Origin of the sequence: Microbulbifer sp. (genome assembly GCF_036563125.1) — a bacterium.
In the GTDB taxonomy this organism is placed as follows: Bacteria; Pseudomonadota; Gammaproteobacteria; order Pseudomonadales; family Cellvibrionaceae; genus Microbulbifer.
The window spans coordinates 1-18536 of the sequence record NZ_DATCMV010000153.1 but is presented as its reverse complement, the minus strand read 5'-3'; the positions used below and the strand labels follow the sequence as shown (position 1 = coordinate 18536).

The 18536-nt window shown below is 59.0% G+C and carries 16 protein-coding genes; 13 read left to right on the top strand and 3 right to left on the bottom strand.

From position 1 onward, the window contains the following. Positions 1-755: outer membrane beta-barrel protein (locus VIL80_RS12925; protein WP_527250116.1), on the top strand; the 755-nt coding region annotated here is incomplete at its 5' end. Between the two features lie 168 nt (positions 756-923). On the opposite strand, the gene ettA is transcribed toward VIL80_RS12925, so the two are convergent. Further along, positions 924-2588: an energy-dependent translational throttle protein EttA gene (ettA, locus tag VIL80_RS12920; RefSeq protein WP_332036510.1), complete on the bottom strand. Its 1665-nt coding sequence runs from the start codon at positions 2586-2588 to the stop codon at positions 924-926. Between the two features lie 374 nt (positions 2589-2962). On the opposite strand from ettA, the gene VIL80_RS12915 reads away from it, so the two are divergent. The 5 genes from VIL80_RS12915 to VIL80_RS12895 all read left to right on the top strand — a co-directional run bounded on the left by VIL80_RS12915 (position 2963) and on the right by VIL80_RS12895 (position 8467). Further along, on the top strand, positions 2963-4066 hold the full coding sequence (locus VIL80_RS12915) for an enoyl-CoA hydratase/isomerase family protein (protein WP_332036509.1): 1104 nt from the start codon (positions 2963-2965) through the stop codon (positions 4064-4066). A gap of 232 nt (positions 4067-4298) precedes the next feature. After that, complete coding sequence (gene mmsB, locus VIL80_RS12910; RefSeq protein WP_332036508.1) at positions 4299-5198, top strand: 3-hydroxyisobutyrate dehydrogenase; 900 nt, start codon at positions 4299-4301, stop codon at positions 5196-5198. A 222-nt stretch (positions 5199-5420) separates the two neighbouring features. After that, entirely contained in the window at positions 5421-6110 is a 690-nt protein-coding gene (locus VIL80_RS12905; RefSeq protein ID WP_332036507.1) for an OmpW/AlkL family protein, read from the top strand. Positions 6111-6242: 132 nt separating this feature from the next. Then, a complete protein-coding gene (gene hemN, locus VIL80_RS12900; RefSeq protein WP_332036506.1) occupies positions 6243-7661 on the top strand; it encodes an oxygen-independent coproporphyrinogen III oxidase in 1419 nt (472 codons plus the stop codon). Positions 7662-7681: 20 nt separating this feature from the next. After that, the gene (locus tag VIL80_RS12895; RefSeq protein WP_332036511.1) at positions 7682-8467 is read left to right on the top strand and encodes a fumarate/nitrate reduction transcriptional regulator Fnr; all 786 of its coding nucleotides are present in this window, start codon (positions 7682-7684) and stop codon (positions 8465-8467) included. Between the two features lie 98 nt (positions 8468-8565). On the opposite strand, the gene VIL80_RS12890 is transcribed toward VIL80_RS12895, so the two are convergent. After that, positions 8566-9132, bottom strand: coding sequence for a hemerythrin domain-containing protein (locus VIL80_RS12890; protein ID WP_332036505.1), 567 nt, complete (start codon positions 9130-9132; stop codon positions 8566-8568). Between the two features lie 155 nt (positions 9133-9287). Further along, complete coding sequence (locus VIL80_RS12885; RefSeq protein WP_332036504.1) at positions 9288-9692, bottom strand: hypothetical protein; 405 nt, start codon at positions 9690-9692, stop codon at positions 9288-9290. A 444-nt stretch (positions 9693-10136) separates the two neighbouring features. Here VIL80_RS12885 and glyA point away from each other — a divergent pair, with 444 nt between their 5' ends. The 7 genes from glyA (at position 10137) to ribBA (ending at position 18443) form a co-directional block, all read left to right on the top strand. Beyond that, the gene (gene glyA / locus VIL80_RS12880; RefSeq protein WP_332036503.1) at positions 10137-11399 is read left to right on the top strand and encodes a serine hydroxymethyltransferase; all 1263 of its coding nucleotides are present in this window, start codon (positions 10137-10139) and stop codon (positions 11397-11399) included. Between the two features lie 382 nt (positions 11400-11781). Beyond that, on the top strand, positions 11782-13452 hold the full coding sequence (locus tag VIL80_RS12875) for a flavin monoamine oxidase family protein (protein ID WP_332036502.1): 1671 nt from the start codon (positions 11782-11784) through the stop codon (positions 13450-13452). Between the two features lie 223 nt (positions 13453-13675). Then, a complete protein-coding gene (locus VIL80_RS12870; protein WP_332036501.1) occupies positions 13676-14773 on the top strand; it encodes an extracellular solute-binding protein in 1098 nt (365 codons plus the stop codon). Between the two features lie 180 nt (positions 14774-14953). Next, positions 14954-15430, top strand: coding sequence for a transcriptional regulator NrdR (gene nrdR / locus VIL80_RS12865; protein WP_138235560.1), 477 nt, complete (start codon positions 14954-14956; stop codon positions 15428-15430). Continuing rightward, a complete protein-coding gene (gene ribD, locus VIL80_RS12860; RefSeq protein ID WP_332036500.1) occupies positions 15427-16569 on the top strand; it encodes a bifunctional diaminohydroxyphosphoribosylaminopyrimidine deaminase/5-amino-6-(5-phosphoribosylamino)uracil reductase RibD in 1143 nt (380 codons plus the stop codon). The genes nrdR and ribD overlap by 4 nt, the downstream gene beginning before the upstream one ends. Before the next feature lie 13 nt (positions 16570-16582). Further along, entirely contained in the window at positions 16583-17245 is a 663-nt protein-coding gene (locus VIL80_RS12855) for a riboflavin synthase (protein ID WP_332036499.1), read from the top strand. An 82-nt stretch (positions 17246-17327) separates the two neighbouring features. Continuing rightward, positions 17328-18443 carry a bifunctional 3,4-dihydroxy-2-butanone-4-phosphate synthase/GTP cyclohydrolase II gene (gene ribBA / locus VIL80_RS12850; protein ID WP_332036498.1) on the top strand — a complete coding sequence of 372 codons (1116 nt, stop codon included), beginning with the start codon at positions 17328-17330 and terminating at the stop codon, positions 18441-18443. The last annotated feature ends 93 nt before the right edge of the window (positions 18444-18536 follow it).

Genomic DNA, 18536 nt, shown 5'->3' with positions numbered 1-18536 from the left:
TTAGCGGTTTCCACCAGTACGTGCTGACCAATCCGGGCAATGATATGAATATCTATAACTCGGAAATGGGTGAGTTCATTCAACTGTCCGCCGATCAGCTGGGTTACCCGGAAGCCAAGCGCCAGTACGGTGCACTGGAGTTCACTTTCAAACGTCCTTTCGATGGCAAGTGGGGTATGGACGCGTCTTACACCTGGGGTCACAGCTGGGGTAACAACGAAGGCGGTGTGCGCTCCGATAACGGCCAGACTGACTCCGGTTTGACCACTAACTTCGACCAGCCGGGACTGCTGGATGGCGGTTACGGCGACCTGCCGAATGACCGTCGTCACACCATCAAGGCATTTGGTAACTACGCGTTTGACATGGGTCTGCGTGTCGGTGCCAACTTCATGTGGCAGACAGGTCGTCCGAAGAACTGTTTCGGTATGCACCCGACTGACGAGTTTGCACAGGCCTACGGTTCCGAGTCCTTCTACTGTCAGGGTGAGCTGAATTCGCGTGGTAGCCTCGGCCGCACCGACAACTACTGGAACCTGGACGTAAACGCCCAGTACCCGATCGAGATGGCCAACGGCCAGAAACTGCTGCTGTCCTTGGATGTGTTTAACATCTTCAACAGCGATGCAGTTGCTGAGACCCAGGAAGTCGGTGATCTGGACGGTACTGACCAGCCGTACGAATTCTACGGCATGCCGGTGTACTATCAGGATCCGCGCAGCATCCGCTTCGGTGTTCGCTACGACTTCAACTGATCTGTTTAGTTGAAATAAAACAACAAACCCAAGGGGTGGCCTTCGGGCCATCCAATTGGAAACTCTCTTGCTTGAGCCAGCCCCTGGGGCTGGCTTTTTTATTGTGTGTTAACAACTGGAATAAAAAAGCCCGCAAAATGCGGGCTTTCTTATTTTCACTAAAGCTAATCAGGTCTTCAGCTTCTTGTACTGCATCCGGTGCGGAGTGGCATTGTCGCCGTTGCGCTTCACGAAATCCTCGTGGTACTCGGTGTAGTTGCCTTCGAAGAACACCACGTTGCTGTCGCCCTCGTAGGCCAGGATGTGGGTCGCCACACGGTCGAGGAACCAGCGGTCGTGCGAGATCACCATGGCACAGCCGGGGAAGCTCAGCAGGGCCTCTTCCAGTGCGCGCAGGGTTTCGATATCCAGGTCGTTGGACGGTTCGTCCAGCAGCAGCACGTTGGCGCCCTGTTTCAGGGTGTACGCCAGGTGCAGGCGGCCGCGCTCACCACCGGACAGCTCGCCCACGCGCTTCTGCTGATCACTGCCCTTGAAGTTGAAGCGGCCAATGTAATTGCGCGAGCCAACTTCGTAGTTGTTGATCTTGAGAATGTCGTGACCGTCGGAAATGCATTCCCACACGGTCTTGTTGTTGTCCAGGTTTTCGCGGCTCTGGTCGACGCTGGCGATCTGCACGGTTTCACCGATCTTGATCTCACCGGAATCCGGCTGCTCTTTACCGTTGATCATGCGGAACAGGGTCGACTTACCGGCGCCGTTGCCGCCGACGATACCGACGATCGCGCCCTTGGGTACACGGAACGACAGGTCGTCGATCAGCAGGCGATCACCGAAGCCCTTGCTGACGTGATTGAATTCGATCACGTTGTCGCCCAGGCGCTCACCCGGCGGAATGTAGATTTCGTTGGTCTCGTTGCGGGCCTGGAATTCCTGGGACTGCATCTCCTCCAGACGGGCGAGACGAGCCTTGCTCTTGGACTGGCGGCCTTTCGGGTTCTGGCGGGCCCATTCCAGTTCTTTCTGCATGGCCTTGGCGCGAGCCTGTTCGCCTTTCTGCTCCTGCTCCAGGCGCTTCTCTTTCTGCTCAAGCCAAGTGGTGTAGTTGCCTTCCCACGGAATACCGTGGCCGCGGTCCAGTTCCAGAATCCAGCCGGCAACATTGTCCAGGAAGTAACGGTCGTGGGTAATGGCAACCACGGTGCCGTCGAAGTCGTGCAGGAAACGCTCCAGCCAGTAGACGGATTCCGCGTCCAGGTGGTTGGTGGGTTCGTCCAGCAGCAGCATGTCCGGGCGTGACAGCAGCAGGCGGCACAGGGCCACGCGGCGCTTCTCACCACCGGACAGGTTGTTCACGTCTGCATCCCACGGCGGCAGGCGCAGGGCGTCGGCGGCGACTTCCAGACGGTGCTCAAGGTTGTGCGCATCCCAGGCCTGGATGATGTCCTCAAACTTCTGCTGCTTTTTCGCCAGCGCATCGAAGTCCGCATCGGGCTCGGCGTAGTCGGCGTAAACCTGCTCCAGACCGGCGAGGGCGTCGATGGCTTCGCGCACGCCGTCTTCCACGTTGCCGCGCACGTTCTTGGCGGGATCCAGCTGCGGCTCCTGGGGCAGGTAGCCGACCTTGATACCCGGCATGGCGCGGGCTTCGCCGTTATAGTCCTGATCCACGCCGGCCATGATGCGCAGCAGGGTGGATTTACCGGCGCCGTTCAGACCCAGCACGCCGATTTTGGCGCCGGGGAAGAAGGACAGGGAAATATCTTTCAGAATTTCGCGCTTGGGAGGAACAACCTTGCCCACGCGGTTCATTGTATAGACGTACTCAGCCATTAGAGCTCGATTCCACTCGGTCAGAATTTGGGCGCAAGTTAGCAGTTTGTTGGAAAACTTCAACCTACTGGTTTGGGTTAGCCCCATAGCTGCGTAGCTACGAAGTGATTAACTAGATGCGCAGGCGGGGTGCCGGGTAGAGGTTTTCAAAAGCGTCGGCGACAGGGACGTCGCCGACGCAGCTTCCATGGATGTACTTAAGGGGGGCGCCTAGCCCGGTATTGAAAACCTCTACCCGGTGCTCCGCCGCCACCGGGTCTGCGAAAGAACATACCACCGTGCTACCAAAAGCCTAAGGAGGGAAGAAGGAGGTAATGCCACCACCAGCCCATCTATGTTTAACTTTGCCCCAAACCAGACAACCGGGAACCAGTATGACCCAGGAATCACCCGTCATCGTCGAACGCCAGGGTGCGCTCGGCAAATTGACGCTCAATCTGCCGAAAGCCCTCAATGCCCTCAACCTCGACATGATTGATCTCATGGCCGCACAGCTGGATGAGTGGGAGAGCGACGACAGTCTCGCCTGTATCTGGATCGAAGGTACCGGTGACAAGGCCCTGTGCGCCGGTGGCGATGTGGTGGCATTGCACCGTGAGTCCGGCAGCTATGGCGACGACAAGGCCGGCCAGTTCGTCGAAGACTTCTTCACCCGCGAATACCGCCTCGACTATCGCATCCACACCTATCCCAAGCCCATCGTGGTGTGGGGCAGCGGCATCGTCATGGGCGGCGGTATCGGCATCATGAGCGGCGCCAGCCACCGCATCGTCACCGAAACCACCCGCATGGCCATGCCGGAAATCACCATCGGCCTGTTCCCCGATGTGGGTGGCAGCTGGTTCCTGAACCGCATGCCCGGGCGCACTGGCCTGTTCCTCGGCCTCACCGGCGCCCAGTTCAACGGCACGGATGCGCTTTACTGCGGTATGGCCGATCGCCTGTTGCCCAGCGAAAGCAAAGACCTGCTGCTGAATGGTCTGGCCGCACTCGACTTCACCACAGACCCTACATACAACCACGTGCTGGTCAGCAAGCAGATCCAGTCGCTGGAATTGGCCGCAGAGGCGCAACCTGCGCCGAACTTGCGCACCCATTACGACGTTATCCAGGAGCTGACCGACGGTGCCACCCTGCCGGAAGTTTACCAGGCGATCGCCGCGTACAGCGGCGACGATAAATGGTTGCAGCGCGCATCCGCCACCTTGACGGCGGGTTGCCCGCTGACCGCGTGGATTGTGTGGGAGCAGCTGCGCCGTGGCCGGCATATGTCGCTCGCGCAGGTTCTGCAGATGGAATTGGCTCTGGCGGTGAATATGTGCAGCAGCGGTCAGGTGAAAGAAGGCGTGCGTGCACTGCTGATCGACAAGGATCGCAATCCGAAATGGCAGCCGGCGACGCTGGAAGAGGTTACCTGGGAGCAGGTTGAGCGCTGCTTCAAATCACCCTGGCCAGAAAGTCCACTCGCGGATTTGTGATCGGGGAAGGCAGTATAAAAACGCGGTATCTCGTAAAGATACCGCGCAAACTCTCATTTTTACCGGCGCTCAGCGGTGAAAGGGCGTTTGGTTCAGTTGCCGTAGACGCGGGCACTATCTGCTTCACTTGCTTTGCCCAGTGGATCAGTGACAAAGTTGTGCTCAATACTTTTCTTCCGGTAAGCGTGCCGGAAAGGCATATAAGTAAAAAATAATAATAGAGATGAAATTTATGGAGAAGATCGCCTTTATCGGTCTCGGCAACATGGGTGGTCCGATGGCCGCCAATCTCGTTGCTGCCGGGTATCGAGTTACCGCGTTTGATTTGTCGGAAGCTGCGCTGCAGCAGGCGGAATCCAGTGGATGTGTGCGGGGTGAGAGCGCGCACCAATCGGTACAGGACGCCGATGTCGTCATATCCATGCTGCCCAGTGGCGAGGCGGTAAAGGGACTTTTCCTCGGCGCTCGCGGTTTGTTGCAGGTGATGGACGCGAACGCGCTGGTGATTGAGTGCTCCACCATTGCCGCGGGGGATGCGCGCCAGTTGATAGCTGCGGCGGGCGACCGCGGAATTCGCGCGATCGATGCGCCGGTGTCCGGTGGCACGGCTGCGGCGGCTGCCGGCACCCTGTCGTTTATGTGCGGAGGTGATGCCACTGCGGTTGATGCGGCGCGCCCGTTTCTGCAGGCCATGGGGGCGAATATCTTCCACGCGGGTCCCGCCGGCGCCGGGCAGGTGGCGAAAATCTGCAATAACATGTTGCTCGCTATTCATATGATCGGCACCGCCGAGGCGCTACAGCTGGGGGTGGATAACGGTCTCGATCCGAAAGTGTTGTCGGAAATTATGCGCGCGAGCTCCGGCGGCAACTGGTCGCTGGAAAAATATAACCCCTATCCCGGAGTGATGGACGGCGTGCCGGCATCGCGGGAATACTCAGGTGGGTTTTCGGTAACGCTGATGTTGAAAGATCTCGGCCTTGCCATGGATACCGCGGCCGGTAGTGCCTCTTCCACGCCGCTGGGGGCATTGGCGAAAAATCTGTATCAGTTACACGGTGGTGACCCCGTCAACCGCGTACTGGATTTTTCCAGTATCCAGAATCTGTTCCGCCGCCCGGCGGGAGACTGATCCACAGCCCCCATCCCGGGGGCTGTGCACAGCCTTTTTTCATTCCTTCCTGTATCCGATTTTTTGCGTGCTTTTTTCAGCGCATGCTGTGCTATTGATTTGCATCAAGCAGTATCGCGTTGTCCGTGTTTATTCTGCGACAACCTCGGGGGATCGATAAATCAATAATGCAAAAGCCAAACCTCGGGCGAATAAACCACGACTAAGGATTTGGAGATATACATGAAAAAAATGGCTTTCTGCTGCGCACTCGCTTCCCTGGTGAGCGGTTCGGCTTTTGCTTATGAGAGCGGTGATTTCATATTGCGCAGTGGCGCGGCAACCGTAAGTCCGGACGTGAATTCCAGCGCCCTTGCCCTTGGGGATGTCACGCTGGCCGGAACCGCAGCGGACGTTAAAAATGGAACGGCACTGAGTCTGATCGGCACGTACATGCTGAATAATCACTGGGGACTGGAAGTTGTTGCCGCCACCCCGTTCAGCCACGACCTGAAAGTGTCCGGATTGGGGGAAACCTTCGACCTCGGTGAAACCCGGCATCTTCCTCCCACAGTACTGTTGCAGTACTACCCGCTGGCACCATCCTCCCGTGTGCAGCCCTATGTCGGCGTGGGACTGAATTACACCGTGTTTTTTGATGAGGAAATTGCCGCCGATGCAAACGATGTGTTTGCAACCCTCGGGGCGACCGGCAAGGCCGAATTGTCTCTGAAAAACTCCAGCGGTGTGGCCGCCGAAGTGGGGGCGGATATCGCGTTTGGCGCCGATGATCGCTGGCTGTTCAATGTCGCGTTGTGGTGGATGGACATCGACACCAAGGCGCGGGTCAAGGTGCCGGGTGTCGGTGTTGTAACCGCAGATGTGGCCTTGGACCCGCTGGTCTACACCGCCGGGTTCGGATACCGCTTCTGAACCGCAGGTTCCGGGCGCAAGGCCCCGCCAGAATCCGCCGCCCCTTGATCGAGATCAAGAGGCGGCGGTACATCTCCGGATAATTTTCAACTCCTCCCTCATCAGCGATTCAATCCCAGAGGTTTTCTGTAGATGGCCGATCAATGTGATAGTGCAGTCAGCGCTACGCCCAGTCAGGAACTGCCCGCACTGTCGCCGCAACTATTGGCTCGCTACGCCGGGGCCTGCCCGCGATACACGTCTTACCCCACCGCCGACCGGTTCTATCCGCTGAGCGGATCGGCGGCGGGCGAGCAGCCGTGGGACGCGCTGAAAAACGTGGAAACCCTGTCGCTGTATGTGCACATCCCGTTCTGTCGCTCGCTGTGTTACTTCTGCGCCTGCAACAAGATCATCACCAATCAATACGGTCTGGCCTCCAGTTATCTAGACAGTGTGTTGCGCGAGGCCCAGTGGTATCGCGAGCGGGTGGCGAAGGCACCGGTGGTGCAGTTGCACCTGGGGGGCGGAACCCCGACCTTCCTGAACGACGGAGACCTGCGGCGCCTGATGGCGGGACTGGGGGAAATCTTCGACCTGCGTACCGGTGAAGACGTGGAGTACAGCATTGAAGCCGACCCGCGGGTTCTGGAGGGCGAGACCCTGGATACCCTGCGCGAGCTGGGTTTCAACCGCCTGAGCCTGGGTATCCAGGATTTCAACGTGGATGTGCAGCGTGCCGTCAACCGGATCTGCAGTCCCGAGCAGGTGCGCGCGCTGACCGAGGGCGCACGGGAGCGGGGTTTTGGCTCCATCTCCTACGACCTGATCTACGGCCTGCCGGGGCAGGACGTCGCGAGCCTGGAGCAAACCATCGACACCGTTATGGAACTGGCCCCGGACCGCATCGCGCTGTATCACTACGCCCACCTGCCGGAGCGCTTCAAGGCCCAGCGTTTGATCAATACCGACCTGATTCCGTCGCCGTCGGCAAAGATTGCCATGCAGCTGGCAGCGAGTCGCCGCCTTACCGAAGCGGGCTATGTTTTTCTCGGCATGGACCACTTTGCCCGCCCGGACGATGCTCTGGCACAGGCCGGCGCGGAAGGGCGCCTTGCGCGCAATTTCCAGGGGTATACCCTGATGCCGGCGGACGCACTGGTCGGCCTCGGTGCATCCGCCATCAGCTACAGCCGCGACGGCTACTGGCAGAATCATCACGGCCTGAAGGAGTACGCCGGGGCAATCGGCGAGCGCGGCGAAGCCATCTGTCGCGGTTGGCAGCTTAACCAGGACGACCGTCTGCGCCAGTGGATGATCATGGAGCTGATGTGCCATCTGCGTATCGACAAGAGGGAAGTGGGGGCGAGAACTGGGCAGTCTTTCGAGTCTGCATTTGCCCCGGAACTGGCGCGATTGCAGCCCATGTTTGCAGACGGACTGCTGGGGCAGTCACCGTCTGACCTCTACGTCACAGAGCGGGGGCGCTGGTTCCTGCGCAACGCCGCCGCCGCGTTCGACGTTTATCTGCACGGTCAGCAGACCGGCGCCCGCTACTCGCGGGTGCTTTAACCCGGTTAAGCGGATAGAATATTGGCCACTATTATTTCGGCTTCGAAAACTTACTTGCAAAGCAGCGAACCGGGCATTCAATGAAAGAGACTTCTTCTGCAGTCAGTTGTAGCAATTGTTCCGTGCGGCGACTGTGCCTTCCTGTAGGCCTGAGTGAGGAAGATATTGCGCGTCTGGAACAGGTCACCCGCAAGAAGAAAATCGTCAAGGCGGGCGAAACCCTGTTTCGCGCCGGCGACCCGTTTATCGGCCTGTTTGCCATTCGTTCCGGCAGCTTCAAGTCGGCGGTGATCGGTGCGGACGGTGATACCCAGGTAACCCATTTTGCGCTTCCGGGGGAACTGCTGGGACTCGACGCCTACAGTGGTGGCAGTCACCCCGGCTACGCAGAGGCGCTGGAAGAGAGCAGTGTATGTGTGCTGCCTTTCAGCCAGCTGGAAAGCCTCGCGCAGGAAATTCCCGCGCTGCAAAAGCAGATCTACAGTATTTTTTCTGAAGAATTGAAACAGGAAAATGAAGCCCTGTTGCTGCTGGGCAAGCGCTCGGCGGACAGCCGCCTGGCGGCACTGTTGATCAACATCTCCAGCCGCTACGCCCGTCGCGGATATTCCGCCAGTGAATTTATCCTGTCGATGCCGCGCATGGATATCGCGAACTATCTCGGGCTTACCGCAGAAACCGTCAGCCGCCTGATTTCCCGCTTTCAAAAGCAGGGACTGATCAAGGTGCAGGGCCGTTCGGTAACCATTCTCGACCTGATTGCTCTCAGTGAGCTGGCGGGCACGCACTGCAGCTACGAAAGCTGAGGCCGCACGGCGGGCCAGGTTGTCCAGTTAAGCCCGCTTGCGCTTGTTTCCCCTATCCCTGAATCCCATTTCCAGCACTTGATACCGGAGTGCCCGTGTCAGGCAACGGCTTCGGTCGCGAGTTCGGCGAGATCCCGGTAGGCGGATTCATACAGTTTTTTCACGCCTTCGGTGAAATGTGCGGATTGGCGCTGCTCAAGCTTGGCGCGGATATCGTGCCAATCCGCCGGTGTCAGCAGCTCTGCGACCAGCGGAAACAGGATCTCGTTTTCCCGCTTGAGGTGTCGGCGCTGCAATTCGATATATTCCCTGGCTGCGCCAAACAGCTGTTCACGCTCCACCGCCGCGTCGTTCGCCACCGCGTAAAACAGCTGGTTCATGCGGCGGGTGGCCGCGGCGATTTTTTCATGTTCGTTCAGTGTCTTGTGTATAACATCGCGCACGTCCACCGGTTTGCCCAGCAGAGACTCGAAAACCAGGTCTTCGATCGGGTGGTGCCACTGGTCCGGGTAAACCGAAAAATAATCCAGCGCGTCCATGATCAGGCTCAAGGTGGCGGGGTCGCGATCGTGTTTTCCCAGCTGTTGCAACAAGTGCTCAAACACATCGAGCAGTGTCTGCATATGTTTGTGATCGCTGCAAAGTTGCCGATAGGTGCTGTTCATCGCTTGTCTCCATGGCCAACGTCTTATTTGATTTCTTTATTGTTGTCGCAGGAGGCGGAAAGCGGTTGATATGGATCAAGTTGCCATGACTTGGCGGGGAGAGCTGCGCCCCTTTGGGGCTAGGGGCGCTTAAACGGACGTCTTTGGGGGGGGGATTAAAAGAAATAATCCTCGAGGTCGATTTTTTCCCAGTCGTACACGAGGCGATGGCCGTCATTGGTTACCAGGCTTATCTTGTTGGCTTCCAGGCAGTCGGACCAGTCCACGCGGTTCAGATCCACCATCTCCGCGCCACCATTGACCCGGATAATGGAATCTTCCCACGCCTGGTGGCAGTAATTCGGAACCTCTCCCTGAATCACCAGCTCACGACCGAGGTATTTGGTGTAATTCAGTTGCGGCATACGGTTCAGGTGGTAGCGATCATCGGTACCCTGCAGGAAAAATTTGCCATTTTCTTCCACCACCACACCGGTCGCGGTCAGCGGTTGCTGGGCCGGATTGGCGGCGCAGCCCGCAAGAAATGCCAGTGGGATCAGAAAGCCGTGTTTGATGTGCATAATTTTTTCTCTTTGGTTATTTGTGACCAAAATAGCAAGAGACGATGGCAGTACCGTTGCAGTTTCATTGCACGCAGTCCGCTGGTGGGGCGCGCCGGACGGTGCCGTTGTGAGGGCTCTTTTATAACGGTTCGTCGCTTACAGCCCGCTTTCGATGAGGGGGATCACCCGCATTTGCAGGGCCCTGGCGGATCTTGCTTTCATGCGTGGCCGGCACATACCGGCCTTTATTGCACAGCCTTTGGCGTCTGTATGTTTTTTGTTCGGCAAACTTGAATTTGCTCAATGCTGAGATGAATTTGTTTCACGTGCACCCTTTGCACCGCGGGCTACCCCTTGGTGTACAATGCGCCGCTTTCTGGGGCGGGCCGGTCGCAATCGGGTCGGTAAATGCCCTGTCCGAGATTATGCTTGCGCGATGTGCGCCTTATCCGAGGGAATACCATGTTTGATAAATCAGTCACTCTTGCCTCTTACGACGCCGAGCTGTGGGATGCGATTCAGGACGAAGACCGCCGCCAGGAAGAACACATCGAGCTGATTGCCTCAGAAAACTACACCAGCCCCGCGGTGATGGAAGCCCAGGGCACCAGCCTGACCAACAAGTACGCCGAAGGCTATCCGGGCAAGCGCTACTACGGTGGCTGCGAGTACGTCGACAAGGTTGAGACCCTGGCCATCGAGCGCGCCAAGGCACTGTTCGGTGCCGACTACGCCAACGTCCAGCCGCACTCCGGCTCCCAGGCCAACGCCGCGGTTTACCAGGCGCTGTGCGCCCCCGGCGACACCGTACTGGGCATGAGCCTGGCCCACGGTGGTCACCTGACCCACGGTGCCAAGGTCAACTTCTCCGGCAAGATGTACAACGCGGTGCAGTACGGCCTGAACCCGGAAACCGGCGAAGTGGATTACGAAGAAGTGGAGCGCCTGGCGCTGGAACACAAGCCGAAGATGATCGTGGCCGGCTTCTCTGCCTACAGCCGTATCATGGACTGGGCCAAGTTCCGCACCATCGCCGACAAGGTTGGCGCCTACCTGATGGTGGACATGGCCCACGTGGCTGGCCTGGTAGCTGCGGGCGTTTACCCGTCGCCGATTGCGCACGCAGACGTGGTGACCTCTACCACCCACAAGACCCTGCGCGGCCCCCGCGGTGGCATCATCCTGGCCAAGGCCAATGAAGAGATCGAGAAGAAACTGAACAGCGCGGTATTCCCGGGCGGCCAGGGCGGCCCGCTGATGCATGTGATCGCGGCCAAGGCGGTTTCCTTCAAGGAAGCCATGAGCCCCGAGTACAAGGCTTACCAGAAAAAAGTTGTGGAAAACGCCCGCGCCATGGCGGCCACCTTCCTGGATCGCGGTATCAACATCGTGTCCGGCGGCACCGACGACCACCTGATGCTGGTGGACCTGATCGGCAAGGAATACACCGGTAAGGATGCGGACGAAGCCCTGGGCAACGCCAACATCACCGTGAACAAGAACGCCGTGCCCAACGACCCGCGTTCCCCGTTCATTACCAGCGGCCTGCGTGTTGGCACCCCGGCCATCACCACCCGCGGCTTCGGTGTGGAAGAGACCAAGCAGCTGACCAACTGGATCTGCGACATTCTCGACGCGCTGGAGAAGGGCAACGCTGACGCGACCATCGCGGAAGTGAAAGCCAAGGTGCTGGAGATCTGCGCACGATTCCCGGTCTACAAGTAAGCAGGCTTACCTGACCCAAGCGAAAAAGCGGCTCGATGAGCCGCTTTTTTTTGCCTGTAATATCGCCCACCGGTTTTTTGCGTAACCGCCGACCAGCCCTGATAGAACCGGCCATTCTTGCCAATCGTTGGTTTCTTGTTAGGTAATTTTCCCTATTTTTTGAACATTTTTGAATAAATGTTCGATTTGTGTGGCGTCTTAGGTAGAATTCCCGCGAATATATTTCCATTCTGAATAAAAAATATTCTACATATTGCGTTGGTTGCTAAGCGTGGTGCGGCAGATGCCTGCCTCTCTGGCCAGCGGAATGGAAAGCGCGCTCTTTAATGTGCGGCCTTGGGGTATTGGGGCCGGAAATCCACCAAGCACTGGGACAACGAAAATGAAAAGCAGCAAATCCCTATCCCCCATGGCGAGCCTTCTGCGCCGCCTGCGTGCGGCTCAGGAACTCTCCGACAAAACCGGCATCTCGGCAGACGAGAGCCTGGATATCATCAATCAAGGGGTCAAATTCGGCGGCAAAAATGCTTCCGAGGAGGGGCGTCGTCAGTTCCTGAAGCAACTCGGCCTGGGCGCTGCGGTGCTGGGTGCGGGTGGCGCTGCCTCTACTGTATCCCGTCCGGCCCAGGCGATCGCCGGTGGCGCAACCGATCCAGGTCGCGTTGCGGTTATCGGCGCCGGTTTCGCTGGCCTGCGCTGTGCCCACCGCTTGTATCAGTACAACGGTGCCACCTGTAAGGTGTTCGAAGGCAATACCCGCGTGGGTGGCCGGATCAATACCAACCGCACCATCTTTGGCCGCCCGGTGGAGCGCGGTGGCGAACTGATTTCCACCGAGCATACCTATACCCGCAACCTGGCCAGCCAGCTGGGTCTGGATGTCGAAGATGTGAACGGCAACGCGGTCCCCGGCGGACACGAGCTGTACTGGGCCAACGGCCAACAATACAGCGAGCACCAGCTCAATGAAGAATGGCGCGATGTCTACAAAATCTTCAAGAACATCCAGGCACAGGCGCCATGGCTGCCTACTTACGACAGCCACAACGAAATGCACAGGGTGCTCGACAATATCGATGTGAACTCCTGGCTGGATCACGTCGGTATCGGCGCCAACTCCAACATGGGCCAGGTTTTCCAGGCAAATATCGTCGCCGAGTACGGTGTGCAGCCGGAGACCACCACCGCGCTGAACCTGATTTACATTCTGGCGTGGAACCCGATCAACACCGCGCTGCCGCTGGCGGGCACCGACGAGCGCTTCCGCATCGTGGGAGGTAACGACCAGATCGCGACCCGCATGGCGGAAGAGCTGCCGGAGGGCACCATCGAATACGGCCGCAAGCTGGAGGCGATCAAGGGCGACCTGAACGGTCCCTATACCCTCCACTTTGCCGATGGTCACCAGTATGTGTGCGATCGCCTGGTGCTGGCGCTGCCGTTCACCACCCTGCGCGATGTGGACATCGATCCGCGGATTTACAACGGTTTCCGACCCGAGAAGCGCATGGCCATTGAGCGCCTGACGCTGGGCTCCAATGGCAAGATGGCGGTGCACTGCGCCACGCGTCCCTGGAACCAGCCCACGATGGTTAATGGTCAGCTGTTCACCCCGAATGGCGTGAGTTATGTCGGCCGTCCCGAGCTCTTCGACACCTGGGATTCGACCTCTGTGACCGGAACTACTGACGGCATCCTGGTGGACTTCTTCGGTGCCGATTACGGTCGCCAGATCGGCGGCGACAAGCCATTCGCACCGCCCAGTGCCAACGACCTGAACCATTTCTTCGGCATCGTCGATAACGTGTTCCCCGGCACCAGCGCCGCCTTTACCGGCACCGCGATGCTTTCCAAATGGGCCGTTAACCCCTGGTCGAAGGGCTCTTATACCGCACCGATGCTCGGGGAATTCACCGGCTGGTGGGGTGCGCAGAGCCTGAAGGAGGGCAATGTGCACTTCTGTGGCGAGCACACCGCACTGGAAATGTTCGGCTATATGGATGGCGCCATCAGTTCTGGTGAGCGCGTCGCCAAGGAGATTCACCAGGGCTGATCCATGTCTTGGTGATGAGAAAAACAGGGGCTGCCGGAACTGATCGGCAGTTCCTGTTTTCGCGTGCTGATACCTTTGGGTTACGGCACTCCGTGCCAAATATGCCGCATCCACTGGGTGGGCAATCGTCTCGGTAGTTGATGTCCCCAGTGCTGGGACACGAATTAGGGGGGAGCCAGGATATTGCCTGCAATGACGGGCAATTTTGGGCTAGGAGAACATGATGCGGTCGTTCAAATTATTCACGGGTGGACTGATCCTGGCAGCGGCCTTGGTGCAACCTGTACTGGCTGGTGAAATATACGTTGCCAACTGGTCTTACTACATTGCCGAAGACACACTGGCGGAATTTGAGGCGGAAACCGGAATCAAGGTTCACTACACCGAGTTCGATGACATCGAAGAACTCGAACAGATGTGGATCAAGGACGGCAAGCGCTTCGATATCGTGGTGCCCGATTCCGATAGCATTCCCAGCTACACCTCCGAGGGCCTGCTCGAACCCCTCGATCGCAGCAAGCTGGAAGGCTGGGATCGCAATGACCCCCTGTTTATGGAGCGTCTGCGTTACGTCGATCCGGAAAACAAATTTGTACTGCCTTACCTGTGGGGAACCGTTGGTATCGGTTACAACGTCCAGGCAGTGAAGAAAGCCTATGGTGGCCAGTTGCCGCCGGACAGCTGGGATCTGTTGTTTGACCCTGAAAAACTCGCATTGCTGGATCACTGTGGGGTTACGCTGCTGCGCTCTCCGGAAGAGATCTTCGACGTGGGGCTGAAGTACATCGGCAAGGATCCCAACAGCATGAGCAGTGCGCACCAGTTTATGGTGGCCAACCTGCTGGCCAAGGTGCGTTTGTACGTAACGGATTTTGATACCGGGGATTTCGTTGAAAACCTGGCCAGCGGCAAGCACTGCATGGTGCACGGCTGGAGCGGCGATATTCTGGAAGCGCAGCAAATAGCGAGGGAGTCCGGCAAGCCGTTCGAAATCCGCTATATCATGCCGAAGGAAGGGGTGCCGCTGTGGATGGATGTGATGGCCATCCCCTCCAATGCGCCCAATAAAGAAGATGCCTACACCTTCATGCGCTACCTGCTGCGGCCGGACGTGATTGCCAAAATCACCAACGAAACGCAGTTCGCCAACGCCAACCGGGAGGCCCGCGCGCTGGTGGCTCCGGAGGTGCTGAAGAACCCAGCCATCTACCCGGACCCGGTCAATCTGGCAAACAGCTGGGTTCCCCGTCCCACTGAGAGCAGCGTACTGGCGCTGCGGCACAAGCTCTGGACCCGGATCATCGAGCGGGAAGCGCTGTAAGTCCGGAATGCAATGCCTTGCTGGCCGGCCGAGGTTACCCATGGCCGGCCTTATCTGAGGCTCACTTCCCCACCCTCTGGTGCCCGCCTGGGAGGTTCTGCGCGCTACTGCGGCGCAGGAATGCGGCAATTTGCCCCCGTGTGTTAAACTGCCGCCCATTTTCCAAAGGGCCCACTCCCCATGCACTGTCCATTCTGCAGCGCAGAAGAAACCAAAGTCGTAGACTCCCGCCTCGTCGCCGATGGCGACCAGGTGCGTCGTCGCCGCGAATGTCTGCAGTGCCACGAGCGCTTCACCACCTTTGAAACCGCCGAACTGTTGCTGCCGCGAGTCGTAAAGCAGAACGGCCAGCGCGAGCCCTTCAACGAAGACAAGCTCCGCGCCGGCATCCAGCGCGCAGTAGAGAAACGCCCGGTCAGCACCGAGCGGGTTGAAGCCGCTGTCGCCCAGATCAAGCACGCCCTGCAGGCCACTGGCGAGCGCGAGCTGCCCGCCATGCATATTGGCGAGCTGGTCATGGAGCAGCTGCGGGAGCTGGATCAGGTGGCCTTCGTGCGCTTTGCCTCCGTCTATCGCCGGTTTGAAGATGTCAGCGACTTCAGTGACGAAATCGAGCGCCTCAATACCCGCAAGGCGAAGAGCGAGGAGCGCGGATGAGCCCTCGTGAACTCATGGCCCGCGCGATCCAGCTGGCCGAACGCGGCCTCTACACCACCATGCCCAATCCCCGGGTTGGCTGTGTGATTGCCGATGCCGACGGCAATATCGTCGGCGAGGGCTGGCACCAGCGCGCCGGCCTCGGACACGCGGAAGTGGAAGCCTTGCGGGACGCCGGCGCGCTCGATGGTGGAGAGGGCGCCAAAGGCAAGATTGCCTACGTCACCCTGGAACCCTGTAGTCACAGTGGCAAGACCGGACCCTGCAGCGATGCCCTGATTGCCGCGGGCGTGGCCAAGGTGGTGTACGGTATGGAAGACCCGAACCCGCAGGTCAGCGGCAAAGGGTTACAAAAACTGCGCGATGCGGGTATTGAAGTGGAAGGCCCGTTGCTGGAAGAATCCTGCCGCGCGCTGAACCCCGGGTTTATCAAGCGCATGACCCTCGGCCTGCCACTGGTGCGCAGCAAATCCGCCATGAGTATCGATGGCCGCACCGCCATGGCCAGTGGCGAATCCAAATGGGTAACAGGCCCCGCCGCACGCGCGGATGTCCAGCGCCTGCGGGCACGCAGCTGCGCGATTGTCACCGGCGTCGACACCGTCCGCCACGACAACCCGAACATGAACCTGCGCCCGGAAGAGATGGGCCTGCCGGCGGAAGAAGCCGCGGCCGCAGCGCAGAAGCAGCCCCTACGGGTGGTGGTGGACAGCAAACTGCGCACCCCGGCCAAGGCCTTTATATTGCAGGGCGACGCCCCCACATTGGTGGTCACTACCGAAGCGTCGGACCCCGAGCGCCGCGCGCGCCTGCAAAAGACCGGTGCCGAGGTACTGGTACTGCCGGCGGACAAAGACGGCCGCGTACACCTGGGTGAATTGTTGAAAGAGCTCGCCCGTCGCGAATGCAACGAAGTACTCATCGAGAGCGGTGCGACCCTCTCCGGTGCCTTTATGTACCAGGGCCATGTGGATGAAATCATCGTCTATGTGGCGCCCAAGATTCTCGGCTCCAGCGCCAGGCCGCTGTTTGAGCTGCCGATCGAGCGGATGGGCTCGATGTTGCCCATCACCATTACCGATATGCGCGCCGTCGGCCACGACTGGCGCATTACCGCCACCACGGATATCGAACGCTAGCAGGTGACCCGATTTGTTTACCGGAATTGTTGAAGCCGTTGGCACCATCACCGCGTTGCAGCCCAAGGGCGGCGACCTGCGCCTGCGGGTGAACACCGGCAAGCTGGATCTCGCCGATGTCAAACTCGGCGATAGCATTGCCACCAACGGTGTCTGCCTGACCGTGGTGGAGCTGCCCGGTGACGGTTACTGGGCTGATGTATCTGCCGAGACCCTGGCGGTGGCCACCCTGAAAAACTGGAAGCTCGGCGACAGGGTCAACCTGGAAAAGGCACTCACGCCCCAGACCCGCCTCGGTGGGCATATGGTGAGCGGCCACGTGGATGGCATCGGCGAAGTGCTGTGGCGCAAGACCACCGCGCGCGCCGAGCAGTTCCGCCTGCGCGCCCCGGACGAGCTGGCCAAATACATTGCCCACAAGGGCTCCATCACCGTGGATGGCACCAGCCTTACGGTGAATGCGGTAGATGGCGCCGAGTTCGAACTCACTATCGTGCCCCACACCATCGCGGAGACCGTGATTGGTGGCTACCAGACCGGTAGCAAAGTGAATCTGGAAGTGGACCTGATAGCGCGCTACCTCGAGCGACTACTCTTGGGGGATGCCGCAGCCAAGCCCAAAAGCGACGGCCTGACCATGGAATTCCTGGCCCAGCACGGTTTTTACAAAGCCTGAATATCGTTCGGGTCGATTATCTGCTCCTACGGGAAACACCGGGTAAGCCCAACAGACTTGCCAAATACGATTTGAGAGAGTTATGGAACTGAACAGCGTTGAAGAACTGATCGACGACATCCGCCAGGGCAAAATGGTCATCCTGATGGACGACGAAGATCGCGAGAACGAAGGCGATCTGGTGATGGCCGCCGAGCAGGTTCGTCCCGAAGACATCAACTTCATGGCCACCCATGCCCGTGGCCTGATTTGCCTGACCCTGAGTGCAGAGCGCTGCAAGCAGCTGGAGCTGCCGCTCATGTCCCGCGACAACGGCGCCCAGTTCAGCACCAACTTCACCGTCTCCATCGAAGCCGCCGAAGGTGTAACCACCGGTATCTCCGCTGCCGACCGCGCCCGCACCATTCGCGCCGCCGTCGCCCGCAACGCCAAGCCGTCCGATATCGTGCAGCCCGGCCACATCTTCCCGATCCGCGCCCAAGCGGGCGGTGTACTGAGCCGCGCCGGCCACACAGAAGCTGGCTGTGACCTTTCCCGTCTCGCCGGCTTTGAGCCCGCCGCCGCCATCGTCGAGATCATGAACGCCGACGGCACCATGGCGCGCCGCCCGGATCTGGAAAAATTCGCGCAGCAGCACAACCTCAAGATCGGCACCATCGCCGACCTGATCAACTACCGCGCCCTCAACGAGAAAACCGTCGAGTGCGTCAATGAGCGCAAAGTGCACACCGAATTCGGCGAATTCAAACTGCGCACCTACCTCGACAAAGCCCGCCGTGAACGCCACTTCGCGTTCTACCTCGGTGAATTCAAACCGGAAGAGCCCACCCTGGTACGCGTACACGTCGCCAGCACCCTGCGCGATGTCTTCAGCCTCCGCCGCGGTGACGAGAAATACGCACCCTGGACCTTCCGCAGCGCACTGAAAAAAGTCGCGGAAGAGGGCAAGGGCGTTGTGGTGGTGATCTGCCACAACGAAACCACCGATGAAATCGAAGATAGCATCGACTGGCTGATCAGCGGCAAGCAACAGCGCCCGAGCCAGGATCTGGTGTACAAGCAGGTGGGGACCGGCTCGCAGATTCTGCGCGACCTGAAAGTACGCAAAATGCGCCTGATGAGCGCCCCGTTCAAATTCAGTGCTATTTCCGGTTTCGACCTGGAAGTAGAGGAATACCTGAACGCCGAAGAGATTTAATTGGTTAGGTAAAACTCAAACCCGCAAATTGAAGGTGACGTGCCGGGGCGAGCTTTTCAGGACCGTCGCAAACAGGGATGTTTGCGACGGAGC

Bases quoted from the DNA above. Each gene is read 5' to 3' on its own strand.
- ettA (WP_332036510.1), bottom strand. From the start codon at position 2,588: ATGGCTGAGTACGTCTATACAATGAACCGCGTGGGCAAGGTTGTTCCT.
- VIL80_RS12915 (WP_332036509.1), top strand. From the start codon at position 2,963: ATGACCCAGGAATCACCCGTCATCGTCGAACGCCAGGGTGCGCTCGGC.
- mmsB (WP_332036508.1), top strand. From the start codon at position 4,299: ATGGAGAAGATCGCCTTTATCGGTCTCGGCAACATGGGTGGTCCGATG.
- VIL80_RS12905 (WP_332036507.1), top strand. From the start codon at position 5,421: ATGAAAAAAATGGCTTTCTGCTGCGCACTCGCTTCCCTGGTGAGCGGT.
- hemN (WP_332036506.1), top strand. From the start codon at position 6,243: ATGGCCGATCAATGTGATAGTGCAGTCAGCGCTACGCCCAGTCAGGAA.
- VIL80_RS12890 (WP_332036505.1), bottom strand. From the start codon at position 9,132: ATGAACAGCACCTATCGGCAACTTTGCAGCGATCACAAACATATGCAG.
- VIL80_RS12885 (WP_332036504.1), bottom strand. From the start codon at position 9,692: ATGCACATCAAACACGGCTTTCTGATCCCACTGGCATTTCTTGCGGGC.
- glyA (WP_332036503.1), top strand. From the start codon at position 10,137: ATGTTTGATAAATCAGTCACTCTTGCCTCTTACGACGCCGAGCTGTGG.
- VIL80_RS12875 (WP_332036502.1), top strand. From the start codon at position 11,782: ATGAAAAGCAGCAAATCCCTATCCCCCATGGCGAGCCTTCTGCGCCGC.
- VIL80_RS12870 (WP_332036501.1), top strand. From the start codon at position 13,676: ATGCGGTCGTTCAAATTATTCACGGGTGGACTGATCCTGGCAGCGGCC.
- nrdR (WP_138235560.1), top strand. From the start codon at position 14,954: ATGCACTGTCCATTCTGCAGCGCAGAAGAAACCAAAGTCGTAGACTCC.
- ribD (WP_332036500.1), top strand. From the start codon at position 15,427: ATGAGCCCTCGTGAACTCATGGCCCGCGCGATCCAGCTGGCCGAACGC.
- ribBA (WP_332036498.1), top strand. From the start codon at position 17,328: ATGGAACTGAACAGCGTTGAAGAACTGATCGACGACATCCGCCAGGGC.